The sequence below is a fragment of the Pseudomonas sp. ASL9 genome (assembly GCF_056680335.1).
Genome location: NZ_CM155277.1, coordinates 4,795,508 through 4,817,500 on the forward strand (window position 1 = coordinate 4,795,508; position 21,993 = coordinate 4,817,500).

Genomic DNA, 21,993 nt, shown 5'->3' on the forward strand with positions numbered 1-21,993 from the left:
GTGTTCAGGCTTGGGCAGGCTGAGTCTTGGCGTGGCGATTGTTGAGGCGCTTCCCGAGGTTGATAAAAGGCAGTTCGACGCAGCGGTAACACAGGTGGGCGGCGCCCAGCGTCAATGCAGTGGCGAACACGGCAATGAGTAGGGGCGGCAGCTTGAGTCCGCTGAGCAGGTAATGGCTGAGCATCAACATCGACGGGTGTAGCAGGTACAGCGAGTAACTGATTGCACCCAGCCAGAGCAGCAGCGGGTGGGCCAGTTGCATGCTCCGGGTCAACAGCAGGAAGCTGCTGATGGCCAAGGCGTAGGTGAACAGATAGCGGCTCCAGGTTTCGCCGTTGCCCATGTCTTGGTTATAGGCCAGGACGAAGGTCAAGGGCAGCAACAACAGGTAGGCGCTCAGTATCGTAATCAGGCTACGGGTCAATTGGCGGCTGTGTTCGGCCAGCAACCACTGACGCCAGATGGAGCCGAAGAACATCAGCGACAACGCCAGCGGCAGCGCCACTGGCAACTTGCGCTCGGTCACATAGCGCGCGATGGCCATGACCAGCGCCAGCACCAGCAACGCCAGGACGCAACGAGTGCGCAAGACCAGGTCGAAGAGCTTGCCGCCCATGAACAGCAGCAGGCACAAACTGTAGAACACCAGTTCGATAAACAGCGTCCAATACAGGCCGATGACATCGCCGAAGCCCAATGCGGTCTGCATCATGCTCAGGTTGGCAATGATCTGCGGCCATGGCGGAAACACCCCGTTGGTCAGTTGCAACATGCATAAGAACACCATCAGGGACAGCCAGTACGCCGGGTACAACCGCATCACGCGCGAAATCACAAAGCATCGCGCGCCGTCAGGGCCAGGTCGCAGACTGAATGGAATCACGATGCCGCTGATCATGAAGAACCACAGCACCCCCAGCTTTCCCGGATCAAGTAGATGGTCGAGCAGCCAGACACTGCCAAACAACGGCACGTACATATGCGTGAACACCACCAAGAGCGCAGCGATGCCGCGTAAAGCGTCGAGATAGGCCAAGCGTTTCATGGGAATGCCTCACGACTTGCTGGATGACGATTTCACAGGGGGGTTCTCATTGGCTGCCTGCTGGGTCGCTTCCTGCCGGGTCAATCCAGGGTCATTGGTTTGCGCGAGCAGGGCGTCTATGCGTTGTGATACGCGACGGGCCGAGTCCTCCCAGGAAAACCGTGCCACGTTGTTCAGGCCGCGACGGCGCAAAGAATGGCGTAACGGCAGATCGGTCAGGATGCGTTCCATGGCGACGGCGATATGGCCGACATCCACCGGGTCGAAATACAGTGCGCTGGCTTGCAGCACTTCGGGGATTGATGCCGCATTGGCCGCCAGCACCGGGCAACCACAGGCCTGAGCTTCCAGCGGCGGTATGCCGAACCCCTCATACAGTGAGGGGAACACAAAGGCTGTTGCGCCCTGGTATTGGGCGATCAGCTCGGCGTCGCTGAGCCTGCCGAGAAAATGGATGCGGGGGTCACTGCTGACCAGTCGTTTCAGGTTGGGGTCGGAAAAAACTTCGTTCGCGGCACCGACAATGTGCAATTGCAGATGTTCTTGAGCGCGCAACGTGACGAACGCTTCAATCATGCGACTGAAATTCTTGTGTGCGCTGGGTGAAGACACCGCCAGCAGGTAGTGCTGCTTATCGGTGAGCGGCGGACCCGGTTGAAAGGCATCGCTGACAGCATTGGGCACTACAAAAATATTGCGCTCGGGGTAGTTATAGAACTCTGAAATTTCTCCCTTTGAAAAATTGCTCACGGTTAGCAGCGCTTTGATCCGCGTCAGCAGGATCGGGGTCATCACCCGATACAGCGTACGGAACGCACGGGAGTAGCTTTCCGGGTGACGCACGTAAGTGATGTCGTGATGGGTAGCGATCTGGTTGCTGTACAGCAGTGGTGCGGTGCTGCACAACGACACCAGCAACGGACTGCCTTGGCGGCGCAGATACAGCGGCAGGTCCAGCTGTTCCCAGAGGTGACCGCTATTGCGTCCGATGCAGCGCACATCCAGGGCTTTGGCGCTTTCGTGCATCTTGATGCCATGGGGTGCGACAAAGACCACGTCGTCGCGCATCTGCTTGAGGGCCAGGCAAGTCTGCTCAGCGAATCGTTGTACGCCGCGCAATTCCTGAGTAAGAAAACGTGCATTGATCACAATCATCGGAGGCGACCTGAGGGGAGGGTTGAAAGGCCTAGGTAGGTGCTGTTGCCAAGTGCTGTTGCAGACTACCGCCGCAAGGGGCGATCAATGTTGTGAGCTAAAGAGCGCAGGCGTGTTGCCCAGGCTGATAATTTTAGGAAATTCGTTTATCGGGAGCAGTGCCGAGCAGCGACTGTTGTCGCATTGCCAGACGGTACCGCTGTCGAAGCGGCCCTTTTCGGGCTCGCCTGTGTCAATGATCTGTACATCGCCGCGTTGCACGCTGCTGGCGTCAACGTGTATGTGCTGGTTACCGCCTGCGCTCCAGGCCACCAGTATCTGCTCGGGGCCTTTGGAGAAACGCAGCAGGTAAATCGAGCCATCCTCGCGGCTTTTTTCCGGCTCGTAACTGTATTCGCGCAACGTTGGACTGATTGCCTTGAGGGTCTGGTAGGCCGGTTTGGTCTGCAGATTTTGCTCAAGCAGACCTAAATTCTGCTTCAGGTCACTGCGGTCCGTGCCGTCATTGATAAGGTCGTACCACCACATACCTTTGATGTCCGGTACGGTTCTCGCCAAAAAAAAACTGCGGGCCAGGTACGCCGCCTGGGTTCTCTCATCGACCCCGCACTTGCCTTCGTTACTGGGCCAGCCCATTTCAGTCAGGTACAAGGGCACCGGTCTGGCGGCAATCGATCTGAAGCCTGCATCCACCTCTCGCAGCCATTCAATCCAGTGCTCCGGGGTGTGGTTCTCGGCACTGCGGCAGTACACGGACGGGTGCAGCGACAGACCATCCACGTGGGACAGCACATCAGCCTTGAGCAAACGATCAGCAAACCCTGAGTCGATCCCTCGACTGGTGATGGCGCCAGCCAGGATTTTTGCATGTTTGTTTTGCGCCCGGATGTGCTGCACGGTTTCATCAACCAGGGTTGCGTAATCGCGGGAGGAACCGGCATCGGCCGGATTCTCGTGGTCCCACTCATTCCATATTTCGTAGAAATCTACGCGGTCCCTCAGCTTTCGAGTGACGAAACTCGCGTAGTTGCCGAAGGCCGCTCTGACTTGGGGGGCGATGGGTTTTGCATTGTTGTCGTAAAACGGGTTGCCATAGCCCAGTACCAACAACGGGCGCAATCGATGTTCGTGCGCTTTGTTCAACCAGGACTGCCAAGCCGGATCTATATGCAGCTGTCCTCGTCGGGGCTCTGCTGTCGACCAATAGGCGTCATCACGTACCGAGTCGATCCCGGCGTCGCTGATCAACTTCATGACACTGGCCGATGAGCTGCTTTTATTGAGCAGGTGGGTGCCAACGCCAATGATGAAGGGGTCATCACCCATGGCCGAGACACTGAAAAGCAGGCCCGACAGCAATAACGTCAGTTGTTGGCGCGACGTGGTCAGGTTCGGAGTGAGCATGTTTCGTCTCAGTGACGCGGCGGCGGTCCGGAGCGACTGCTCAGGGGGTCACGGGCCGGGTAATACTGGGTGGGACAAAGGTTGACCGTCATGTCGAGCGATTTTATCCAGGAGCGTCTGGTCGAAAATACTTTGGTAACTGTCGAGCATCAGGTCCAGGTTGAGCAGCGACGCGATGCTCGCACGTGCCTGGGCGCCAAGCCGGGTGAGCAGCTCAGGCTGCTGATGCAAGCGCAGCATGGCCAACCCCAGCGAATCCGGCTCATCGGGGCTGCACAGCAGGCCGTTGAGCCGATCCTGAATAAGCTCTGGCAACCCGCCCATGCGGCTCGCGATGACTGGCCGTGAATGAGCGCAGGCTTCAACGGCGACCATGCCGAAGGGTTCTTTCCAGATGGATGGGACCACAGCGACATCGATCTGGCTGTAGAACACGTCCGGCGACTGATACCCGACAAAACTGATGTTCGGCGATGTCACCAGCGCCTTGAGCTGCGCTTCATCATTAAGCTGGCCGCGCCCGGCAATCTGCAACGTGGCGTTGAACGGTAGGCGCTGGAATTGCTCGATCAACCAGCGCACGCCCTTGGCCTCGGAAAGCGTGCCCATGTAGCCAAAACGTAGCGGTTCCCGGGCAGTCAGACCGTTGAGGTGCCGGGGGGGTACTCGCGGGGCGGGGAATGGGCTGCTGTTGTGGACAACATGGGCCTTGGCACTGCGGAAATAACCCTGGTCTAGCAAGGTGTCGAGCATGAAACGACTAACGCCGATCACCGTATCAACCTGAGCCGATCGCTGATCGTGGCCCTTGCGAAACTGTTTGCAACTGAAGCACTGGTGCTCACAGCTTTTGCCCTTTTTGAACAAGGTACTGCGGGGGCAGAGCAGGTACATGTCATGCAGCACCTGGACCATGGGCAAGCCGGCGGCGCTGATTTCATCCCAGACTGAAACGGACCAGCCGCTGAGGTTATGGCACACCACCAAATCAGGTCGCTCGATACTGATCACGTCACGCACGTATCCGCGCATGCTGCGGTTGTAGCGGTCGCGCACATGCCAGCCAAGCCGGCTCAGCCGCCCTGGACGCTGTGCGGTGTGGTGCCAGTAAAAGTTGCGCAGCCCGGCACGATAAACCTTGATCCGGTTTAACGAACCCTCGCTCAGTCCAGGCTCCGGTCCCGTGGCCAATACCACCACTTTGCAGCCACGTTCTTGCAGGCCCTCTACGGTGCGCTGCAGGATGATTTCTGCACCACCGCCAATATGCGGTGGGTAAAGACTGTTGATGAACAGGATTTTCATAATGGATACGACTGATGTAGCCCCAGCACGCCGGATTCACCGTCGTGAATGGCTTTTTCGATCAGACTCAAGCGTTGTTCGGCCCCGCGTCGTTTGGCGACCACCCGCAACAAGCGAAAGAACACCCAGCGGTTCAGGCCGTACAGCAAGGATGACGATGCCCAGATATTTTTGTCGAACCAGGCCTGATTACGGGCACCGTAATATGCGCGCAGGTCTGAGCCCCCCAGCAGGAAGCTTTCGTAAATGTTGCTGGTCTTGGCCTTGATGTTCCATGACTCTTCCAGGTCATCAAGCAGCGCTTCGGGGACCAGGAAAATCCGTCCCCCACCGGCGGTGATGCGCCAGGTGTATTCGCTGTCATCGGCATACAGCAGCAACGCATCCAGCGGCAGGCCGATTTTTTTATACAAATTGCGGTGGGCGAGCAGACCGCCATAGGTCGCGAACGGCAATTGCACCATGCGCTGTTGCGTTTGTTTTGTCCGAGGATGACCCCAAGGCAGGCGGCGCCAGAGCTTGTAGGGCAACTGGGCAATATGGAAACCGAAGAAGCTTGAGCGACGCTGAATGGCAAAGCAGTTGGGCACACCCGCGGCGATATCGGCTTGATGGGTCGGGCGAAAACCCAACACGGCAGCTTTCTCACGGCCATCGATGCGCTCGCGTTTGTACAGGCATTTGTGCAAGGTCGCGATGGCATTGACGGTCGGTGCGTTGTCGTCGTCCATCAACCAAATGTACTCGGCACCGGCGTCCAGCGCGGCCTGGATACCCACCGAGTAGCCTTTGGCCGAACCGGTGTTGTGTTGCAGGTAAATGATGTCGACCTTACCTGGCCAGGCCCGTGCGAGTGACTCGAGTGGCGCCACCGACGCATTGCTGACGATGATGACGCGTTCGATCTGGGGACTGGCCAATGAACGACTGACCAGTGTTTGCAGGTAAGACAAGCGATCACCATAGGTGAGCGTCACCAGCGTTGTTTTAGGGGTCATGGTGAGCTCCATGCTGTTTATAAACAGTCAAAGTCCGAGTCAGAGAGTTCTCAGGCTCGCTCTTCCATTCGCGCCAAACTGCTGATCGGCAAGGTGACCTTCTGTTCACGTTGCAACAAATTGAGCAGAATCACCGCGCGTTCTTCGCCGTCGGTCGCGAGGAAAATCGCCTCGATGTCGCAGAAACTGCCCGCCTTTACGAGTACATGGTCGCCCTGTTGAAACTCCGGCTGTGGCGTAGGCAACAACAGCCGTTGGCGAATCTGCTCGATTAGTTCGTCCCGCACCGGGACCGGATGTGCGCCGAAGGTGACGATACGGGCCACTCCACGGGTAGAGCGGATCGGGTACCAGTTGTCGTTTACCTGATCCATGCGGATGAACAGATAGCCGGGGAACAGTTCTTCTTTGCTGACGGCCCGAGGGTTGCGCTTTTTTGGCGCTGTCGCTTTGAGCGGGCGATAGCATTCGAACTGCTGACGTTGCAGGTGCTCTTGCGCGCGGGCTTCCTGGCGCGGCTTGGTCTGGATCAGATACCAGCGTGCGGGGCTTTCCATGTAAGGCATATGTTCACTCCACTGCAATCCAAGTTTGACTGGGTAGTACAACATCAGGTGTTCAGCCGGTGGCGCTCTTGAGCTCATAGTCGTCTTGCACTGCAGCGTCGTAGACCGAGTAGCACGACAGCAAATGTTGAACCTGCTCGACGCAGTTGAACATCAGTACATCGATGATTGAGAGATTAGCAACGAAAGGCTCTTTGTATTGCCGATAGGTGATCGGATTGATTTTGAAGAAGCCCAGCGACAGGTTATGCCGTGCAAAAAACTCAGCGTCATACAGATCGACCCCGCCAATGGGATTGAGATAACGCTCGCAAGCAAAATTTTTCACGATCCGTACCACCCGGTCCTGTTTGTCGGTTGGGATACCGATATCCAGATCAGCGCTGCGAAGAATAGGTGTGTCAATGTGCAGGTAGGCGCACATTTCCCTGATCGAGTGTTCGATGTAAGGCGCCAGCTTCTGTTGCGGGAAGAGGATCAAACGCTCCAGCAAGGGCATGACTTGCGCGAAATAGGGAGCTTTGCAATAACTTTGAGTGATCAGGTTAATCAGGCGTTGAGCCTCCTCGATGAAGCCATCGCTCAGATAACGCTGGTTGATCGGCAAGTCGAATCGATCCCGTTTCAGCGGAAAGGTGATTAGTTTGGCTTCGCCGTTATAAAGGATGCGGTTGCGGTTGACCCAACCCGACCTGATGTACTGCAAGTCATCGCCAAGGACGAAGACATCGGTTGAGGCAATCAGTTGAAAGTAGCCCAAATAGGGAAACAGGTATGGCTGCATCATTGCGATTGTGTTGGCCATGGTCATCTCCTTGATTTCAGTGAGATCCGTGTTGTCACTTTCGAACAGGGCTGTAGTCATATCCATAGGCTGCGCAGTCGTAGGCAGAGGTCGATGCCTTGCGCAGTACACCGTTAAAAATGGCGCCTTTGATCACCACACCGTTTTGTCCCAGACGGCGTTTGCAGGCTTCGATTTCCTTGACCGTGCTCAGGCCGAAGCGGGTGACCAGCAAGCATGTGCCCGACTGGCGTCCGACCAGCGTGGCATCGGTCACTGCGAGAATGGGGGGCGTGTCGATAATCACCAGGTCATAGAGCGGCGACAAGTCGCTGAGCAGCTTGTTGAAGTTGTCGTGCATCAACAACTCCGACGGGTTGGGTGCCGTGAAACCGCAGGAGATGAAATACAGATTCGGCACTTCTGTGGCGTTCACCACTTCGTGGCTGGTCAGGCGAGCGGCCAGCGTGTCGGACAGGCCGTATTTGGGGTGCAGGCGGAATACCTTTTGCAGATAGCCCTTGCGCATGTCGGCGTCGATCAGCAGCACACGCTTGCCCGTCTGGGCAATGATCACCGCCAGGTTGCTGGACACGAACGACTTGCCCGCGCCCGGTGTCGGGCTGGAAATCATCAGTACGTTGTTGCGTGCTTCGAGCATCGCGAAGTGCAGGCTGGTGCGCAGACTCCGCAGCGACTCCACGGCCAACTCGGTAGGTTCGGAGACGCTCAGTAATTTCGACCCTGTGGCCGCAGAACGATCCTTGTTTTTTTTCGCCAGACGCTCTTGTTTCCGCGAGTACGGGAGTGAGGCGTAGACCGGCATGCCGAGATTTTCGATGATGTCAGGGTTGTCCACACCGCGATAAAACGCTTGGCGCAGGAACACCGCGATGACCGCCACCACTGCGCCAAGCAGCGTTGCGATGAGCACGATCAGTTTGCGCAAGGGTTTGGCCGGTTCTTCGATATTGACGTCAGCGTTGTCGATGATCCGTACGTTACCGATGCTGCCTGCGCGAAGGATGTCCTGTTCCTGACTCTTGTTCAGCAACAAGGTATAGGTCTGAGTGGTGACTTGCATGTCGCGGGTCAGGCGCAGCAACTCTTGTTGAGTGACCGGCAGCGCCTGGATTTTCTTCAACAGGACTTGTTTTTGCGCTTCAAGTTGGTCCATCTGAGTGATCAGTGCGCGATAGGTTGGGTGTTCACGGGTATACAGCCGTTCGACCTCGACTCTTTTGAGCTTCAGTTCGGAGAGCATAGAGTCGAGTTTGACCACTTGGTCGAGCACCGATTTGGTTTCGATGCTCAGGTCCACGGATTTGGCACTGGTCTGGAAAGCGTTCAGGGCTTGCTCTGATTGTTCCAGCTGCTTGCGTACCAGCGGCAGTTGCGAGCGCAGAAACTCCAGGCGTTGTGCGGCTTCGGCAGAGCTGCGTTCAACGTTCTGGCGCACGTAAAGGCGGCTGATTTCATCAAGAATAGTTTTGGCCTGGACGGGGTTGGTGTCCTGAATGGACATGTAGATGATGCCTGAATCCTTGCCTGCTTCACTGATGTTCAGACGGCTCTGATATTCCAGCGCGCTGGTCAGGGTACGTTCTTTGGTCAGTTGGAACTCGGTGCCGGGGCGCGCCAGGAGCGTGGCCACCTGAATCTTCACGCCGTTACCTTCAACGGTTTGATTGGTCTGGCCTTTGAGCAGCAGCTGATGGTTTTTGTCGTACAGAGAGAACGAGCCTGTTTCGTTAGCCACCAGCGTCAACTGTTCACCGAGCAAGGCATCGGGAACCTCCAGTTGGAATACGCTGATACGTTCGCCACCCCAGGCGTAGTTCTTCAGGTCAAATACTGGCTCAGCGAATCCACCCGCACTTTGCGGCTTATAGGTGCGGGCCATATATGTGCCGAATACCGGGAAGTAACGGGGCGTCTGGACAATGTTGAGCTTGAGGTCGTCGACCACTCGGCCCAGCACGGCCCGCGACTTGATCAGTTCGATTTCGGTGGCGGCCTGAGACACTGACAAGGGCTTGCTGCTGACTTCCGGAGTTGCTTCGATGCCGATTTTCTTCGGCTCGATCTGAATCATCGCGTTGGCTTGATAGACCGGCGTGGCAAGCAGGGCATAGGCCACGCCGAGCAGGAAAAAGAAGCTAACGATCGAGGCGATCAGACCCTTATGGTCAAACAATGTGCGCAAGATAGTTGCCAGATCGATCCGGGTGTCCTGGAAATAATCCAGGGAAGAGCGGTTCATAATGGTCATTTATCTTGTTACTCCTGACTGAAGATAAGGGAGCCAGTCATCCACACAACGCGAAAGGTGCTCGAAGGTCTGTTCGAAGGCTAATTTCGGGCGCCGGTAGGGGTCGGCTATTTCCAGCTCGTGTTGCCATTTACCGATCAGAAACACTTTGCCGCGTACTTCTGGAGCCAGCTTCAAAATGCTGTGCATCTGTTCTTGTTCCATCAGCAGAATCAGGTCGGCCTGATGCAACATCTGCCGATCGACTTGACGCGCTCGATGCTGGAAAGTTGGCACTTTATGAATCGTCAGGACTTCACGGGCCAGAGGGTCCATCGACGCGGTCAGCATGGCGTGAGTCCCTGCCGATGAAATCTGCACACCGGACGCCAGGACGCGTTGGCGAAATATCGCCTCAGCCATCGGGCTGCGGCAGATGTTGCCGACGCAGATCACCAGCAGGTTATTGAACATGACCTTTACTGCCCGACAGCGTCAGTAGCAGACGTTTACTGAGATTGACGCTGATGTTACGGGCCACCAATAGCAACGCTTGTACCTTGTGCAGCGGTGTTATGGCTGACAGCGATAAACCAAACACCTGAATCAGGAAGTACTCGTACAGCTCCTGATTACCTATACGGTTGTAGTAGTTGGCCAGGCTGGTGCACGTCTGCAGGCTCATGTGCAATTTTCGTTTGTGCGATCGCATGGAGAAAATGCCTCCTGGGTGCAAGCGGTACATGGCGGGCTTGATCTGGGCGAGGAATTTCCCTTTGCCAAACGCGCCGAGCAGCGACCACCAGCACAGGTCGTTGAGTGGTGCGAGGAGCAATTCCGGCGGCATCTCGTGAAAGACATTGCGAAAGCACACGGTCAGGGTTGAAATCAGCCGCGCCTTTTGCAACTCGATGGCGCTGGCGTCGCGACGTAATTCGCCCTGTAACTGGATGCCTCGTTCACCATTGCTGTCGAAGGAAATGGCGTCGTGGTAGGTCATTGAGTAATCGGGGTGGCTCTCGAGGAAGTCCACCTGGATTTGAAGTTTGCGTGGGTCGGTCCAGTAGTCGTCGGCTTCGCAATAAGCGATGTAGCGTCCACGCGCTTCCTTGAACAGCGCCGGCACACAAGGTTTGCCTAACTGGTACTGGTTAACGCCATGATAAAACGGCCTGATTATCTCCGGATAACGCTCTACATACTGCGCGATGATGTGGGGGGTGCCGTCGGTGGACGCATCGTCGTTAATCAGAATTTCGAAAGGAAAATTCGTCTCTTGCGCCAGGAAGCCATCGAGCGTCTGGGCAATAAACGCTTCCTGGTTGTACGCAGGGCAGACGATGCTCAATAGCGGAGGTTGGGAGGGGTGCTCAGTAACGTTTTTTTGCAAAATGGCATCCATGGCTCAAATACTCGGTTTGCTGAACAAGATGTAAATCTTCATGGCCAGCGGCTTGTAGCTTCCTGCCACCAGTACCAGGGTGATCAGACCGCTGGCAGCCAGGCCCATGAAGGTCGTGAAACGGTCATCACCAGCGATCATGCGGAACAGCGGTTCGCTGACCACGATGCCGGCAGCGGTCATCAGGCTGATACGCAAAATGTCCTGTAACCATTGGCCATGGATGCCAGGGGCCAATCGGTTATGCACGATCGATGGCCAAATAACGAAAGACACCAGGCGTAAACCAAACCAGGCCAGCGCGGCGCCGTAGGCTCCTTGGTAGTGGATTGCCAGGAACATGACCGGCACGGTCACCATCGCTGAAATCACGCTGTACCAGACATGCATCTGCATATTCCCGTGGGCGTATTGCAGGTAGAACTGGAACGCACTGGCGGCCATGATCGCGCTGCCCAATGAATACCAAAGCAGTATCGTATGGCTCCATTGGGCCGCAGCGTGATCACCGGTCCAGGCGTAAATCAGCGGTTCGGCGTGCGCCCCGATGACCGCAGCCAGCGGAAACAGAAAGGTACAGACGAAGCGGTTGGCGGATAGAAACAGGGTATGCATGTCGTCCTGGCGGTCTTCGGCCATCAACACCGTCAAGCGCGGCAAGAGCGTTTGCGCCAGGGGGTTGGCCAACATCAGAATGCCAGTGGTAATCAGTGCTACCAGTGAGAAATAACCGTACTCCTTGAGCAACAGTATTTCCGAGAGCAGAACCTTGTCCATCTGGGTCAGGACGATCCACAACACGGTCGTCAGGGACATGCTGGCGGCAAACGGAATGATCGGTTTGACCAGCGCCCAGTTGAAGCCGCTGAACAGGTGCGGGGTCGGCATTTGCTGGTAGGCGCGGGCCGCGAAGATCAACGCTTCGATAACACCCACCAGCACCTGGAATTTGAAAAAATCCCGAGGATCGTTAGAGATTGAACTGACCAGCAGTAACCCGCCGAAATAGCGCAGGGTGGCAATGATCACATTGGCGGTGTTCAGCCAGGCATGTTGTTCCAAACCCTGTATGCCGCTTTTATAGAGCGTCGAATACAGGCGCAGGGCGATGATCACCCCCATCATGCTGATACAGCTGATGAGGGTTTGATGGTCCAGGACCCGAGCGTTGAGCCATTCCACCGCAATCCATGGGCTGGCGGCGTAAATCACCACGCAGCACAGTGCTGCCAGGGGTAAAAAAATAATCTCGAACGAGCGCAGTAAATGCCCGGCGTTTCGCTCGCTGACTGGCAAACTCTGCTGGTGGGCGACAGCGCGAACCAGACTGGGGGACATCCCTGCATCGAGTAACTGCAGCCATGCCTGCATGACGGAGAAAAAACCGATCAGGCCATAAGCCTCGGCCCCCAGATGGCCGAGGTAAAACGGCATTATCAGAATACCGACCAGCAACGCATAAGCTTGTCCGGCATAACTTAACGCCGTATTTCTGATGACGGAAAATTTTCTCGACATGGCGTCTAGATAACCTGAGCGAAGGCTGGATCTTGATAGCTGATCGAGCCAAGACTGCATTCAGTGATTAGGGTGTCGATGATTTTGTCTTGGTCATCGCGTGCCAGCCCCGGATAGATCGGCAGACACAGTACGCGTTGGCTCAGGGCTCGGGAGTTGCATTGAGCGGCTTGCGGCTGCAGGTATTCGAGGGTGTCCAGAGACGGGTAGAAATAACGACGGGGGTTGATGCCGTTGTCGTTAAGGGCGGCCCGTACCCGTAATAGTTGTTGCTCATCGCTCAGGCCAATGGGGAAGTAGCTGTTGTTGAGCTGGCTGTTGGCTTCTGCCTGCTGGAGGTCCACGTAGTCGCCCAGTTGCGACTGGTAATAATGAGCAATCTCAGCACGCTGTTCAAAGATGCTGTCGATGTCGTCAAGGATGCACAGGCCCATGGCTGCCGAAAACTCGTTGAGTTTGGCGTTGATCCCTATGCCGTCGATTTTGTCGGTGTCGGCGATACCGAAGTTGCACAGCAGGTAGACACGTCGGGCGATTTCGTCATCGTTGGTAATGATGGCGCCGCCTTCAATGGTGTGAAACAACTTGGTCGCATGAAAACTCAATGTGCTGATGTCGCCCCAGTTGAGCACCGACTGACCGGCGTGTTTGACCCCAAATGCATGAGCGCCGTCATACACGACTTTGAGCTGGTGTTTGCGCGCAATTTGCTCGATGCGCTCGACTGCACACGGGTTGCCGAACACATGAGTGCCGACGATCGCTGTGGTGTCGGAAACGATCCTGCTTTCTATATGCTCAGGCGAGATGTTCCAGGTGTGCGCGTCGATGTCGGCGAAGATCGGCCGGATGCCTTCCCACTGCAATGAACTGCTTGTTGCTACAAAGCTGAACGGAGTGGTCACAGCGCTGCCGCTCAGCCCCAGTGCGCGGTAAGCGACCTGCAAGGCCAGCGTACCGTTATTGGTCAGCAACACGTGTTTAACCCCCAAAAACGCTTTGAGTCGCTCCTCCAACTCATGCACCAAGGGACCGTGATTGGTTAGCCAGCCCCTTGCGTAGATGCCTTCTACGTAGGATTTGAACTTGTTGATGTCGCCAAGGTAGGTCTTGGTCACGTTGATCATCGAAGCCTCCATGTCTGACGCTGAGCAGTAATTTCGAACACTTCAGCACCCAACTAACCGAGCGTGGGTGGCTGACTACCTGTTTTACGGCTGACCAATCGAGCCCGACGTTGGTTGAACTTGAGAATCAGTCGCGTGGCCAGACTGCCTGCGTGGGGGTCGCCAAAATGAAAGATGGCGGTGGCACGCTTCAGGTCAGAGCCGACCGAGCTGTTTGCATGCAACGAGCGATAACCCCAGAAGAAGTAAATACTGCCGGGCTCCAACTGCAACGTGGCGGGTTTTAGCCAGCCGCGTTGTATGGCCAGGCATATCAACTTGCGACTGAAACGGTTTTGCAATAACGCCTTTTCAATAACGTTCAGCACCACGCTGGAACGTACGGTGCGGACGTTAGGAAATAGAACTAAATCTCCGCGCTCTTCGCCTTCCTGCGGGATAAAGATTGGAATCAGTGCGGTCACCAGACTGGCGTCATAGTGGAAGCAATTGGACTCTCGTTGTCCCTGGTTTCCTTGTACGCAGCGCAGGACCGGGTAGATTTGACTGCTGAGTGCCTGCTTGTTGGCTGCGTGGCGGTACAATCTGGCCAGCAATGCCTTGAGTCGGGGGGCGGCCCAGAAGTGTACCAACAGGCTGTCGGCCAATGCCTGCTCGCCGTGATAGGCAAAATACTCGCCGGGATGTTTGGCCGCCTGGAGGTCGGTGTAGGTACGCAGCTGTTGGAGATCGGCGTCGCTGATCGCACCGTTCAGCTTGGCAAAGCCATGGGTATCAATCTCATTGGCCAGCTGTTTTATCTGCTGCTCATCAATGTCAAAAGATAATGGCATCGCTTCAGGCTCATGGAGGTAATTGAGGAAGCCGGACGGTGGTCAGGTGTCGGTGCCATTATTTAATGGCACCTGCTAAAAACGAACACTGCTACAACACGTTGTTCAAGCACGCTACCGCCCGAATCGGTTGATCCTGCCGCTGTCTGTTTTTTAAAGGACGTTGTTTTAAACGATCAAATCTGCAAGTTAGGCGAACTGCCGAAGTTAGCCTTCACGCAATGCTACCGCCAGACCGAGCACGCTCAGTAAAAAACAAGTGTTCAATTAATCAATGGACTCCCACAGGCGCAAGAAACTGCACCGTGCCGAAAACTAATCCTGTGTTGGCAGCGCTGGAAAGCGTGTGGGCTGGACGAGTCGTGCGCTCTGCTCTTTGGCAGTGCTGCATTAGCAACGAATCATCTGACAGGCATATATATCGACGGCGGCGTCCTTCCTGTCAAATTATTTCGTCAATAAACTGTTAAGTTTTTGATAAACGGTTTATCAGAGCTTGTAAGTCGTTGATTTTGTTAATCGTCAAAAAAACATCACATGTGCTGCTTAGGTGCGGTGACGTTTTTTAGGCGCTTAAAACAGACAAGAATAGTGCAGTTAATCACGATCTAGTTTGAGCAAAGTAGTCACCAGGTCGCTGTGAGTGTAGTTCGTTTTTATTAAAGGGTTTGTTGCTCGAATGAAGGTATCGACGCTGTTTCTGGCACTGCGTTGAGTGGGTTGTGCACAGCGGGCCGTTGGAAAACTAAGCGTTTCGGCTCTTGGTATCCATAGATTGGATCCAAGTTTAATTATACGGGTGCGGAGGTCCAGCACTTAAAAACCAATAGGTGTAGAAATCCTCCTTATATCCAGTAGGGCTATTTGATATTTGACGAGTGTCGTTCGCAATGCCGATCGACCTTAGGTCGACAGGCAAGGATGAGTCTGGATCACGGGGAAATAACTGCGCCTTGGTTCAGGTGAATTCCATATATTCTTTTTTGGAATATATAAAGATAAATTAATAATTATTAGATCTATGTGAATTCAGGCACTATCAAGCGCTCAGTGCATCGACATCACGCAATCACTCCAGCGTTCTGGGTTGTGCGCCTCAGGGTTATCTGTCTATGAAAAGTTTTCCGTTGTATTTCGATTACGCGGCAACCACACCTGTGGATGAGCGTGTCATTAAGGTCATGGTCGAGTGCCTGGGCCTGTCCGGGAATTTTGGTAATCCTGCATCCAGCTCTCATCTCTATGGTCAGCAGGCTCGGCAAGCGGTCGAGCAGGCTCGTCAACACGTTGCCCACCTCGTCGGTGCAAAGGCCACGCAAATAGTCTGGACGTCCGGTGCGACCGAGTCGAACAACCTGGCGCTCAAGGGCGTTGCGCAGGGTCGAGTGCAGCGGGGAGGACATATCATTACCAGCCAGCTTGAGCACAAGGCGATTCTCGACACAGCGCAGCAATTGCAAGCGGCTGGCTACGAGGTAACTTACCTGGCACCGGATGCCCAGGGTTTGATCGCTCCTGCAGCTGTCAGCGCGGCGCTTCGTGAAGACACCTTTCTGGTGTCGCTGATGTTGGTCAATAATGAATTGGGCACGCTCAACGATGTCGCAGCCATCGGCAAGCTCGTCCGTGAACACGGCGCGCTGTTTCATGTCGATGCCGCTCAAGGTGCCGGGAAGGTGAACATTGATCTGGCCGCGCTGGCGGTGGACCTGATGTCGTTCTCTGCGCACAAAGTCTACGGACCCAAAGGTATCGGTGCGCTCTATGTCGGCCCGCGTGCCGACCAGCGCTTGAAGGCCCAAATCCATGGTGGCGGGCACGAAGGGGGGCTGCGTTCGGGCACACTGGCCACCCATCAGATTGCAGGCATGGGTGCCGCTTTCGCTTTGGCTGCCGAAGTGTTTGAACACGAGACCGCTCAGATCGAACGCCTGCATTTGCGCTTGCGGCAGCAACTGGCCGGAATTCCTGGCTTGCGCGTCAATGGCAGCTCGACCCAGAGAGTCCCGCACACCCTTAGCCTGACCTTTGGCGAAGACAATCTGAATCTGGCTGCCCTGAGCAATGAGTTGGCCTTTTCTTCCACTTCTGCCTGTAACTCGGCAAAAAATGCACCGTCGCATGTGCTTCTTGCCCTTGGCCACGACGTGCAGGCTGCACGCCAGACCATTCGCCTGAGCCTGGGGCGCTTTACCACTGAGGACGATGTGGACCGCGCAGCCCGGTTGATCAAGGCGTCTTTGACCCAACCTGCCTTCTGGGCAGTTGCTCAGCCATGAGTGCTGCTCCATTATCTGAACCGGAACATGCCAATTACCGGTTCAGCAGGAGAGTCCATGAGTACGCAGTCGAAAACCAACGGAGTGGTCACCGAACGTTTGGCGCAAGCGCGCGCCCTGATGAGCCGGGAGCATATCGATGCTTATCTGGTGCCGTCGGCGGATCCGCATCTTTCTGAATACCTGCCGGGCTATTGGCAGGGCCGGCAGTGGCTTTCGGGTTTCCATGGCTCGGTCGGCACGCTGATCATTACCCAGAGTTTCGCGGGTTTGTGGGTCGATAGCCGTTATTGGGAACAAGCCAGTAAAGAGCTGACGGGCAGTGGCATCGAGTTGGTGAAGTTAGTGCAGGGCCAGCCAGGTCCGCTGGATTGGCTGGCTGAAAAGGCGACGACCAAAAGCGTTGTGGCCGTTGATGGCGCGGTGCTGGCGGTTGCCTCGGCGCGTACGCTCGCGGCCAAGTTGTATGAACGTGGTGCGAGCTTGCGCACGGATTTTGATCTGCTCACCGAACTGTGGCTGGACCGTCCTGGGTTGCCGACCAATGCCATTTATCAGCATTTACCCCCCCAGGCGACCGTGAGTCGAGGCGACAAACTGGCCAAATTGCGTCAGGCGTTGCAAGAGCGTGGTGCGGATTGGCATTTCATCGCGACCCTGGATGACATCGCCTGGCTGTTCAATCTGCGCGGTGCTGATGTTTCTTACAACCCGGTGTTCATTTCCTTTGCCTTGATTGGCCCTCAACGGATCAGCCTGTTTGTTGACTCCGTCAAAGTCGATGCCGAGCTGCGTCAAGCACTGGAGGGGGAGGGCATCACACTCGTCGAATACACCAAAGTTGCCTCGGCGCTGCGTGATGTCCCGACCGACGCTCGATTGTTGATTGATCCGGCGCGGGTTACCTGCGGCTTGCTCGATCACCTTAAAGCCGAAGTGACATTGATTGAGGGGCTAAACCCTACAACGCTGTTCAAATCGCAAAAAAGCGATGCCGATGCACAACATATCCGCCAGGCCATGGAGCAGGACGGTGCTGCGCTCTGTGAGTTCTTTGCCTGGCTGACATCGGCGCTGGGACGCGAACCGGTCAGCGAGTTGTCTATTGATCTTCATTTGGGGCAGGCTCGGGCCCGTCGTCCGGGCTATGTCTCACCAAGCTTCGCGACCATTGCGGGTTTCAACGCCAATGGGGCCATGCCGCATTACCGCGCTACCGAGCAGGAGCATGCGCAAATTGAGGGTGATGGTCTGTTGCTGATCGATTCGGGCGGCCAATACTTGGGTGGCACCACCGATATTACACGGATGGTGCCCATCGGAACGCCCAGCGCCGAGCAAAAACGTGATTGCACGCGTGTGCTCAAAGGTGTGATCGCGCTGTCGCGGGCACACTTTCCTCGTGGGATTGCTTCACCGTTGCTGGATGCTATCGCCCGCGCGCCGATCTGGGCTGAGGGCGTCGACTATGGTCACGGCACCGGGCATGGTGTTGGGTACTTCCTCAACGTTCATGAGGGGCCGCAAGTCATTGCCTATCAAGCCGTCGCAGCGCCGCAAACGGCAATGCAGCCGGGCATGATCACCTCTATTGAACCAGGGACTTATCGCCCTGGTCGCTGGGGCGTACGCATCGAGAACCTGGTGCTCAACGTTGATGCAGGGCAAACCGAATTTGGTGAATTCCTCACATTCGAAACCCTGACCCTGTGCCCTATCGATACCCGTTGTCTTGAAATTTCCTTGCTGACCCAAGACGAGCGCGACTGGCTCAATGCCTACCACGCTCAGGTCAACGAGCGTCTCAGTCCATTGTTGCAAGGGCCTGCTCTGGAGTGGTTGCGCACACGTACCGTCGCGGTCTAATCCGTCGATTGCGCCGTTTGCTCATGCCGATAGGGAGTGGCTACTCAGGGCTTCACGAACGAAATCCAGACGGTCCTGACCGAAGAACAGCTCATCGCCGACGAACATGCAGGGTGCGCCGAATACGCCGCGTTGCAGTGCGAGTTCGGTAGTGGCTTTGAGCTGATCCTTGACCTGCGGATCATTAATCCATTCGACGATAAGTTCAGGATCGAAGCCCCCGGCTTTTAACGTCGAAGCCACCATCACGGGGTCGTTAAGATTGAGGTCATCGACCCACAGCGCTTTAAAAATGCAATCGAGATAAGCGATAAAGCATTCCGGATGGCGCAGCTGTACACCCGCTGCGGCGCGCATGAGGTTTAGCGTATTGATTGGGAAGTGCGAATTAAAGTGTAGCGGTACGCCATAGCGTTTGGCGTAGCGGCTCATGTCCCGAACCATGTACTGGGCTTTGGCCGGAACGGTAAGGGGTGACGCGTTGCTGGTTGCCTTGAATACGCCTCCGAGCAGCATCGGCCTGTAAATCAATTGGCTGCCTGTTTCCGCGCAAATTTTGCTCAGTTGGGTGTAGGCCAGGTAGCTAGAGGGGCTGCCAACGTCGAAGAAAAACTCTACCGTCTTGCTCATGTTCGATATTCCCTATTGTTATTGTGAGGCGTACTTACCAGCGCTCGCTCCAGGGGCGCAGGTCCAGCTCGAATGTCCAGGCGTCGCGAGGCTGGCTGTGCAAAAACCAGTAGTTTTCGGCAATGTGCTCAGGGTTGAGGATGCCGTCCTCTTCTTTAAGTGCGTAGCGATCCGGGAATTGAGTCCGTATGAAATCGGTATCGATGGCGCCGTCCACCACTACATGGGCCACGTGAACATTCAGCGGTCCGAGTTCACGCGCCATGCTTTGGGCCAGTGCGCGAATGCCATGTTTGGCCCCGGCGAAAGCAGCAAAACCGGCTGCTCCTCGCAACCCCGCCGTGGCCCCAGTGAACAGAATCGTGCCGCGCTGGCGTTTCACCATGCGTTTGGCGACTTCCCGGCCATTCAAAAAGCCTGAGAAACACGCCATTTCCCAAATCTTGAAGTATTTGCGCGCGGTCTCTTCAAGAATGCTGCAGGGGACGTTGGCGCCGATGTTGAAGACGAAGGCCTCGATCGGACCTATCTCGGTTTCGATCTGTTCCACCAAGGCGATCACATCCTCTTCCTTGCGGGCGTCCGAGGCAAAGCCATGAGCTTGACCTCCTTCGGCGTTGATCGCATCCACCAGAGGCTGCAGCTTGTCGGCACTGCGTCGAGTGACGCAGGCTATATAGCCTTCACGCGCAAACCGTTTGGCGATAGCGCCACCCGTTGCATCGCCGGCGCCAATTACCAATACGACTTTCTTCTTGTTTGAGTCATCTGTCATGGTTCTATCCTTGGCTAAACGATCGTTTACTAAACGAACGTTATGCTAAGCTTTTGCTTACGTCAAGAAGTCAGCTATCCAGAGGTCAATGTGCGCTATTCAGTTATTCACAAAGAGCAAACCCGCGAAAAACTGCTGGAAAGCAGTGGGGGCATGGCCAAGGCGCAGGGCTTCTCGACAATCGGCGTTGATGGCCTTATGAAAGCGATTGGTCTTACAGGTGGGGCGTTCTACAGTCACTTTTCTTCGAAGGACGAATTGTTTGGCGCTATCGTCGAGCGAGAGTTGAGCAACAGTTTGAGGCGCTTGAGTGCGGAGGGAGATCAGGATCGCCTGCAACTGAAGCGATGTCTGAAGCAATACCTGAGCATGGCGCACGTAGAAAATCCGCAGGGAGGATGTGTGTTGCCGTCTTTAGGGGCGGAAATCGCTCGGGCTGATCAGGCTGTTCGGCTTCATGCCGAACACTGGTTATGCCAGCTACAGCAGGCGTGGGCGCATACACTGGACAGCGAAAGCCTGGCTTGGGCCGCGCTGTCGCAATGCATCGGTGCGTTGGTTGTTGCAAGAATGCTGTCCACTCCCCTGATTCAACAGCAAGTTCTCGATGCCAGCCGCGATGTGCTGGTCCAGCAAATTGACGCGCAAGGAGCGAGCGAATAGAGACTATTTGCAGATAATGATCATGCTGCGGCTGGTATAGCCCGCTGGGTTGATACCGAAAGGGTAATCACCTGGATCTTCCACTGCGTCGCCTGATTTGGCGATGAGTTTATAGCCTTTCACGTCGCATGAGCTGGCGGCCAGTTCATAGCACTTGTCCCAGGAAGAGGTGAGTCCGGAGCAGTTGATATGAAGTCCGCGTTTGCCGATCTTCACAGGTTTGTAGGTTGCTGCGCAGCCCGCGAGCGCCAGCAATGCCAAGACGATCAATATGTGTTTCATTCCCTTCCTTACCTGGCGAATGCATAAATGCCAGCGCCTTGCTCTGAATTCGCTTATCTGCGTGATCGTGCCGATGACGTCCAGGTCGGGATGAAGCTCCAGCGGTAATGGCGGCTACGGAGCTCAACATGGCGCAACCACGTTACAAATGCTAGAGGCGTTTTACATCTGTCCCGAAAGCGGGGTCAGTCAGCGGGTACCAGCGCTGGCCGTTTTGGGCGCATGGTCAGTGTGGCACCCGCTGAAGCCAGAATGATTGAGCCAATGGCTAGCCACTGCATCAGCGTAAGGCTTTCATGCAGGAAAAGTAGTCCGGACAGCGCTCCAAACGCGGGTTCGATACTCATCAACGTGCTGAAGGTTCGGGCAGGCAAGCGCGTCAATGCCATCATCTCCAGACTGTAGGGCAAGGCGGTCGACAGAATCGCCACGCCTAACGCGGTGGTGAGCAATGCCGGATTTAGCAATGCCGAGCCTGCGTGCACAATCCCGATAGGCGCAATGAATATCGCCGCAATCAAGACACCTAGCGCTGCGGTCTGAATGCCGTTGTCCGCGCCAGCTTTTTGGCCGGACACGATATACAGTGCCCAGCAGACTCCCGCGCTGATCGCATAGCCGATTCCAATAAGATCGATATTCGTACCGCTCTCCTTAGTCGGTATCAACAGCAGCAAGCCTGTGACGGCCAGAGCGATCCAGACAAAGTCGATTGCTCTGCGCGAAGAGATGAGTGCGACGGTCAATGGTCCCGTGAACTCAAGCGCGACGGCGATCCCGAGCGGCACGGTGCGTAAGGACATATAGAAGAGGAAGTTCATGCCGCCCAGCGCGATGCCGTAGATGATGACGGTACGCAATGACTTGGCGGTTAGCTTTGCACGCCAGGGACGCAGAACCAGCAGCAGAATCAGACTGGCAAAAACCAGCCTCAAGGTGGTGGTGCCTTGTGCTCCTATTAGAGGAAACATGCTCTTGGCCAGCGATGCGCCGGATTGGATCGAGGCCATGGCTATAAGTAGCAGGCCCACCGGGAAGAGAGTCGAGGCAAGACTGCGGGGCTGGTCGGTCATTACGGTTTAATCGTCCACGGTCATCTGAATAGGGGTG

20 protein-coding genes are annotated in these 21,993 nt (G+C 55.7%); 3 read left to right on the forward strand and 17 right to left on the reverse strand.

From position 1 onward, the window contains the following. Positions 1-4: 4 nt before the first annotated feature. The 13 genes from AC1ME2_RS22125 to AC1ME2_RS22185 all read right to left on the reverse strand — a co-directional run bounded on the left by AC1ME2_RS22125 (position 5) and on the right by AC1ME2_RS22185 (position 14,388). Positions 5-1,045, reverse strand: coding sequence for an acyltransferase family protein (locus tag AC1ME2_RS22125; RefSeq protein ID WP_480436786.1), 1,041 nt, complete (start codon positions 1,043-1,045; stop codon positions 5-7). A gap of 9 nt (positions 1,046-1,054) precedes the next feature. Further along, positions 1,055-2,200, reverse strand: coding sequence for a glycosyltransferase family 4 protein (locus AC1ME2_RS22130; RefSeq protein ID WP_480436788.1), 1,146 nt, complete (start codon positions 2,198-2,200; stop codon positions 1,055-1,057). Positions 2,201-2,284: 84 nt separating this feature from the next. Then, on the reverse strand, positions 2,285-3,604 hold the full coding sequence (locus AC1ME2_RS22135) for a hypothetical protein (protein WP_480436789.1): 1,320 nt from the start codon (positions 3,602-3,604) through the stop codon (positions 2,285-2,287). A 48-nt stretch (positions 3,605-3,652) separates the two neighbouring features. Continuing rightward, the gene (locus tag AC1ME2_RS22140; RefSeq protein ID WP_480436792.1) at positions 3,653-4,909 is read right to left on the reverse strand and encodes a glycosyltransferase family 4 protein; all 1,257 of its coding nucleotides are present in this window, start codon (positions 4,907-4,909) and stop codon (positions 3,653-3,655) included. Then, complete coding sequence (locus AC1ME2_RS22145) at positions 4,906-5,907, reverse strand: glycosyltransferase (RefSeq protein ID WP_480436794.1); 1,002 nt, start codon at positions 5,905-5,907, stop codon at positions 4,906-4,908. The genes AC1ME2_RS22140 and AC1ME2_RS22145 overlap by 4 nt, the downstream gene beginning before the upstream one ends. 50 nt (positions 5,908-5,957) lie before the next feature. Continuing rightward, positions 5,958-6,473, reverse strand: a complete 516-nt coding sequence (rfaH, locus tag AC1ME2_RS22150; RefSeq protein WP_480436796.1) for a transcription/translation regulatory transformer protein RfaH — start codon at positions 6,471-6,473, stop codon at positions 5,958-5,960. A gap of 52 nt (positions 6,474-6,525) precedes the next feature. Next, positions 6,526-7,278: a WbqC family protein gene (locus tag AC1ME2_RS22155; protein ID WP_480436798.1), complete on the reverse strand. Its 753-nt coding sequence runs from the start codon at positions 7,276-7,278 to the stop codon at positions 6,526-6,528. A 34-nt stretch (positions 7,279-7,312) separates the two neighbouring features. Beyond that, the gene (locus AC1ME2_RS22160; protein ID WP_480436800.1) at positions 7,313-9,529 is read right to left on the reverse strand and encodes a polysaccharide biosynthesis tyrosine autokinase; all 2,217 of its coding nucleotides are present in this window, start codon (positions 9,527-9,529) and stop codon (positions 7,313-7,315) included. After that, positions 9,530-9,982 (reverse strand): low molecular weight protein-tyrosine-phosphatase, encoded by a 453-nt coding sequence (locus AC1ME2_RS22165; RefSeq protein ID WP_480436801.1) that lies wholly within the window; start codon positions 9,980-9,982, stop codon positions 9,530-9,532. It lies immediately after the preceding gene. Then, positions 9,972-10,910 carry a glycosyltransferase family 2 protein gene (locus AC1ME2_RS22170; protein WP_480436803.1) on the reverse strand — a complete coding sequence of 313 codons (939 nt, stop codon included), beginning with the start codon at positions 10,908-10,910 and terminating at the stop codon, positions 9,972-9,974. Before AC1ME2_RS22170 ends, AC1ME2_RS22165 begins: the two co-directional genes overlap by 11 nt. Before the next feature lie 3 nt (positions 10,911-10,913). After that, positions 10,914-12,428, reverse strand: a complete 1,515-nt coding sequence (locus AC1ME2_RS22175; RefSeq protein ID WP_480436804.1) for a lipopolysaccharide biosynthesis protein — start codon at positions 12,426-12,428, stop codon at positions 10,914-10,916. 5 nt (positions 12,429-12,433) lie between these two features. After that, entirely contained in the window at positions 12,434-13,555 is a 1,122-nt protein-coding gene (locus AC1ME2_RS22180; protein ID WP_480436805.1) for a DegT/DnrJ/EryC1/StrS family aminotransferase, read from the reverse strand. Positions 13,556-13,608: 53 nt separating this feature from the next. Further along, on the reverse strand, positions 13,609-14,388 hold the full coding sequence (locus AC1ME2_RS22185) for a hypothetical protein (RefSeq protein WP_480436806.1): 780 nt from the start codon (positions 14,386-14,388) through the stop codon (positions 13,609-13,611). Positions 14,389-15,500: 1,112 nt separating this feature from the next. Here AC1ME2_RS22185 and AC1ME2_RS22190 point away from each other — a divergent pair. Further along, positions 15,501-16,667, forward strand: coding sequence for a cysteine desulfurase family protein (locus AC1ME2_RS22190; protein WP_480436808.1), 1,167 nt, complete (start codon positions 15,501-15,503; stop codon positions 16,665-16,667). 57 nt (positions 16,668-16,724) lie between these two features. Then, positions 16,725-18,533 (forward strand): aminopeptidase P family protein, encoded by a 1,809-nt coding sequence (locus AC1ME2_RS22195; protein ID WP_480436809.1) that lies wholly within the window; start codon positions 16,725-16,727, stop codon positions 18,531-18,533. A gap of 21 nt (positions 18,534-18,554) precedes the next feature. Here AC1ME2_RS22195 and AC1ME2_RS22200 read toward each other — a convergent pair whose 3' ends face one another. Both AC1ME2_RS22200 and AC1ME2_RS22205 read right to left on the reverse strand, forming a co-directional pair. Then, positions 18,555-19,163 (reverse strand): 2-hydroxychromene-2-carboxylate isomerase, encoded by a 609-nt coding sequence (locus AC1ME2_RS22200; RefSeq protein WP_480436811.1) that lies wholly within the window; start codon positions 19,161-19,163, stop codon positions 18,555-18,557. Positions 19,164-19,197: 34 nt separating this feature from the next. Continuing rightward, the gene (locus AC1ME2_RS22205; protein ID WP_480436812.1) at positions 19,198-19,938 is read right to left on the reverse strand and encodes an SDR family oxidoreductase; all 741 of its coding nucleotides are present in this window, start codon (positions 19,936-19,938) and stop codon (positions 19,198-19,200) included. Positions 19,939-20,028: 90 nt separating this feature from the next. Here AC1ME2_RS22205 and AC1ME2_RS22210 point away from each other — a divergent pair, with 90 nt between their 5' ends. Next, the gene (locus AC1ME2_RS22210) at positions 20,029-20,601 is read left to right on the forward strand and encodes a TetR/AcrR family transcriptional regulator (RefSeq protein ID WP_480442279.1); all 573 of its coding nucleotides are present in this window, start codon (positions 20,029-20,031) and stop codon (positions 20,599-20,601) included. A 3-nt stretch (positions 20,602-20,604) separates the two neighbouring features. Here AC1ME2_RS22210 and AC1ME2_RS22215 read toward each other — a convergent pair whose 3' ends face one another. Together AC1ME2_RS22215 and rhtA are read right to left on the reverse strand one after the other, a co-directional pair. Continuing rightward, positions 20,605-20,883, reverse strand: coding sequence for a hypothetical protein (locus AC1ME2_RS22215; protein ID WP_480436813.1), 279 nt, complete (start codon positions 20,881-20,883; stop codon positions 20,605-20,607). Between the two features lie 185 nt (positions 20,884-21,068). Next, the gene (gene rhtA, locus AC1ME2_RS22220) at positions 21,069-21,956 is read right to left on the reverse strand and encodes a threonine/homoserine exporter RhtA (protein WP_480436815.1); all 888 of its coding nucleotides are present in this window, start codon (positions 21,954-21,956) and stop codon (positions 21,069-21,071) included. Between the last annotated feature and the right edge of the window lie 37 nt (positions 21,957-21,993).

Excerpts from the sequence above, each read along its gene's own strand:
- AC1ME2_RS22155 (WP_480436798.1), bottom strand. The coding sequence starts at position 7,278 with ATGGCCAACACAATCGCAATGATGCAGCCATACCTGTTTCCCTATTTG.
- AC1ME2_RS22195 (WP_480436809.1), top strand. The coding sequence starts at position 16,725 with ATGAGTACGCAGTCGAAAACCAACGGAGTGGTCACCGAACGTTTGGCG.
- AC1ME2_RS22145 (WP_480436794.1), bottom strand. The coding sequence starts at position 5,907 with ATGACCCCTAAAACAACGCTGGTGACGCTCACCTATGGTGATCGCTTG.
- AC1ME2_RS22185 (WP_480436806.1), bottom strand. The coding sequence starts at position 14,388 with ATGCCATTATCTTTTGACATTGATGAGCAGCAGATAAAACAGCTGGCC.
- AC1ME2_RS22160 (WP_480436800.1), bottom strand. The coding sequence starts at position 9,529 with ATGACCATTATGAACCGCTCTTCCCTGGATTATTTCCAGGACACCCGG.
- AC1ME2_RS22190 (WP_480436808.1), top strand. The coding sequence starts at position 15,501 with ATGAAAAGTTTTCCGTTGTATTTCGATTACGCGGCAACCACACCTGTG.
- AC1ME2_RS22135 (WP_480436789.1), bottom strand. The coding sequence starts at position 3,604 with ATGCTCACTCCGAACCTGACCACGTCGCGCCAACAACTGACGTTATTG.
- AC1ME2_RS22215 (WP_480436813.1), bottom strand. The coding sequence starts at position 20,883 with ATGAAACACATATTGATCGTCTTGGCATTGCTGGCGCTCGCGGGCTGC.
- AC1ME2_RS22130 (WP_480436788.1), bottom strand. The coding sequence starts at position 2,200 with ATGATTGTGATCAATGCACGTTTTCTTACTCAGGAATTGCGCGGCGTA.
- rfaH (WP_480436796.1), bottom strand. The coding sequence starts at position 6,473 with ATGCCTTACATGGAAAGCCCCGCACGCTGGTATCTGATCCAGACCAAG.
- AC1ME2_RS22205 (WP_480436812.1), bottom strand. The coding sequence starts at position 19,938 with ATGACAGATGACTCAAACAAGAAGAAAGTCGTATTGGTAATTGGCGCC.
- AC1ME2_RS22165 (WP_480436801.1), bottom strand. The coding sequence starts at position 9,982 with ATGTTCAATAACCTGCTGGTGATCTGCGTCGGCAACATCTGCCGCAGC.
- AC1ME2_RS22200 (WP_480436811.1), bottom strand. The coding sequence starts at position 19,163 with ATGAGCAAGACGGTAGAGTTTTTCTTCGACGTTGGCAGCCCCTCTAGC.
- AC1ME2_RS22170 (WP_480436803.1), bottom strand. The coding sequence starts at position 10,910 with ATGGATGCCATTTTGCAAAAAAACGTTACTGAGCACCCCTCCCAACCT.
- AC1ME2_RS22140 (WP_480436792.1), bottom strand. The coding sequence starts at position 4,909 with ATGAAAATCCTGTTCATCAACAGTCTTTACCCACCGCATATTGGCGGT.
- AC1ME2_RS22175 (WP_480436804.1), bottom strand. The coding sequence starts at position 12,428 with ATGTCGAGAAAATTTTCCGTCATCAGAAATACGGCGTTAAGTTATGCC.
- rhtA (WP_480436815.1), bottom strand. The coding sequence starts at position 21,956 with ATGACCGACCAGCCCCGCAGTCTTGCCTCGACTCTCTTCCCGGTGGGC.
- AC1ME2_RS22180 (WP_480436805.1), bottom strand. The coding sequence starts at position 13,555 with ATGATCAACGTGACCAAGACCTACCTTGGCGACATCAACAAGTTCAAA.
- AC1ME2_RS22125 (WP_480436786.1), bottom strand. The coding sequence starts at position 1,045 with ATGAAACGCTTGGCCTATCTCGACGCTTTACGCGGCATCGCTGCGCTC.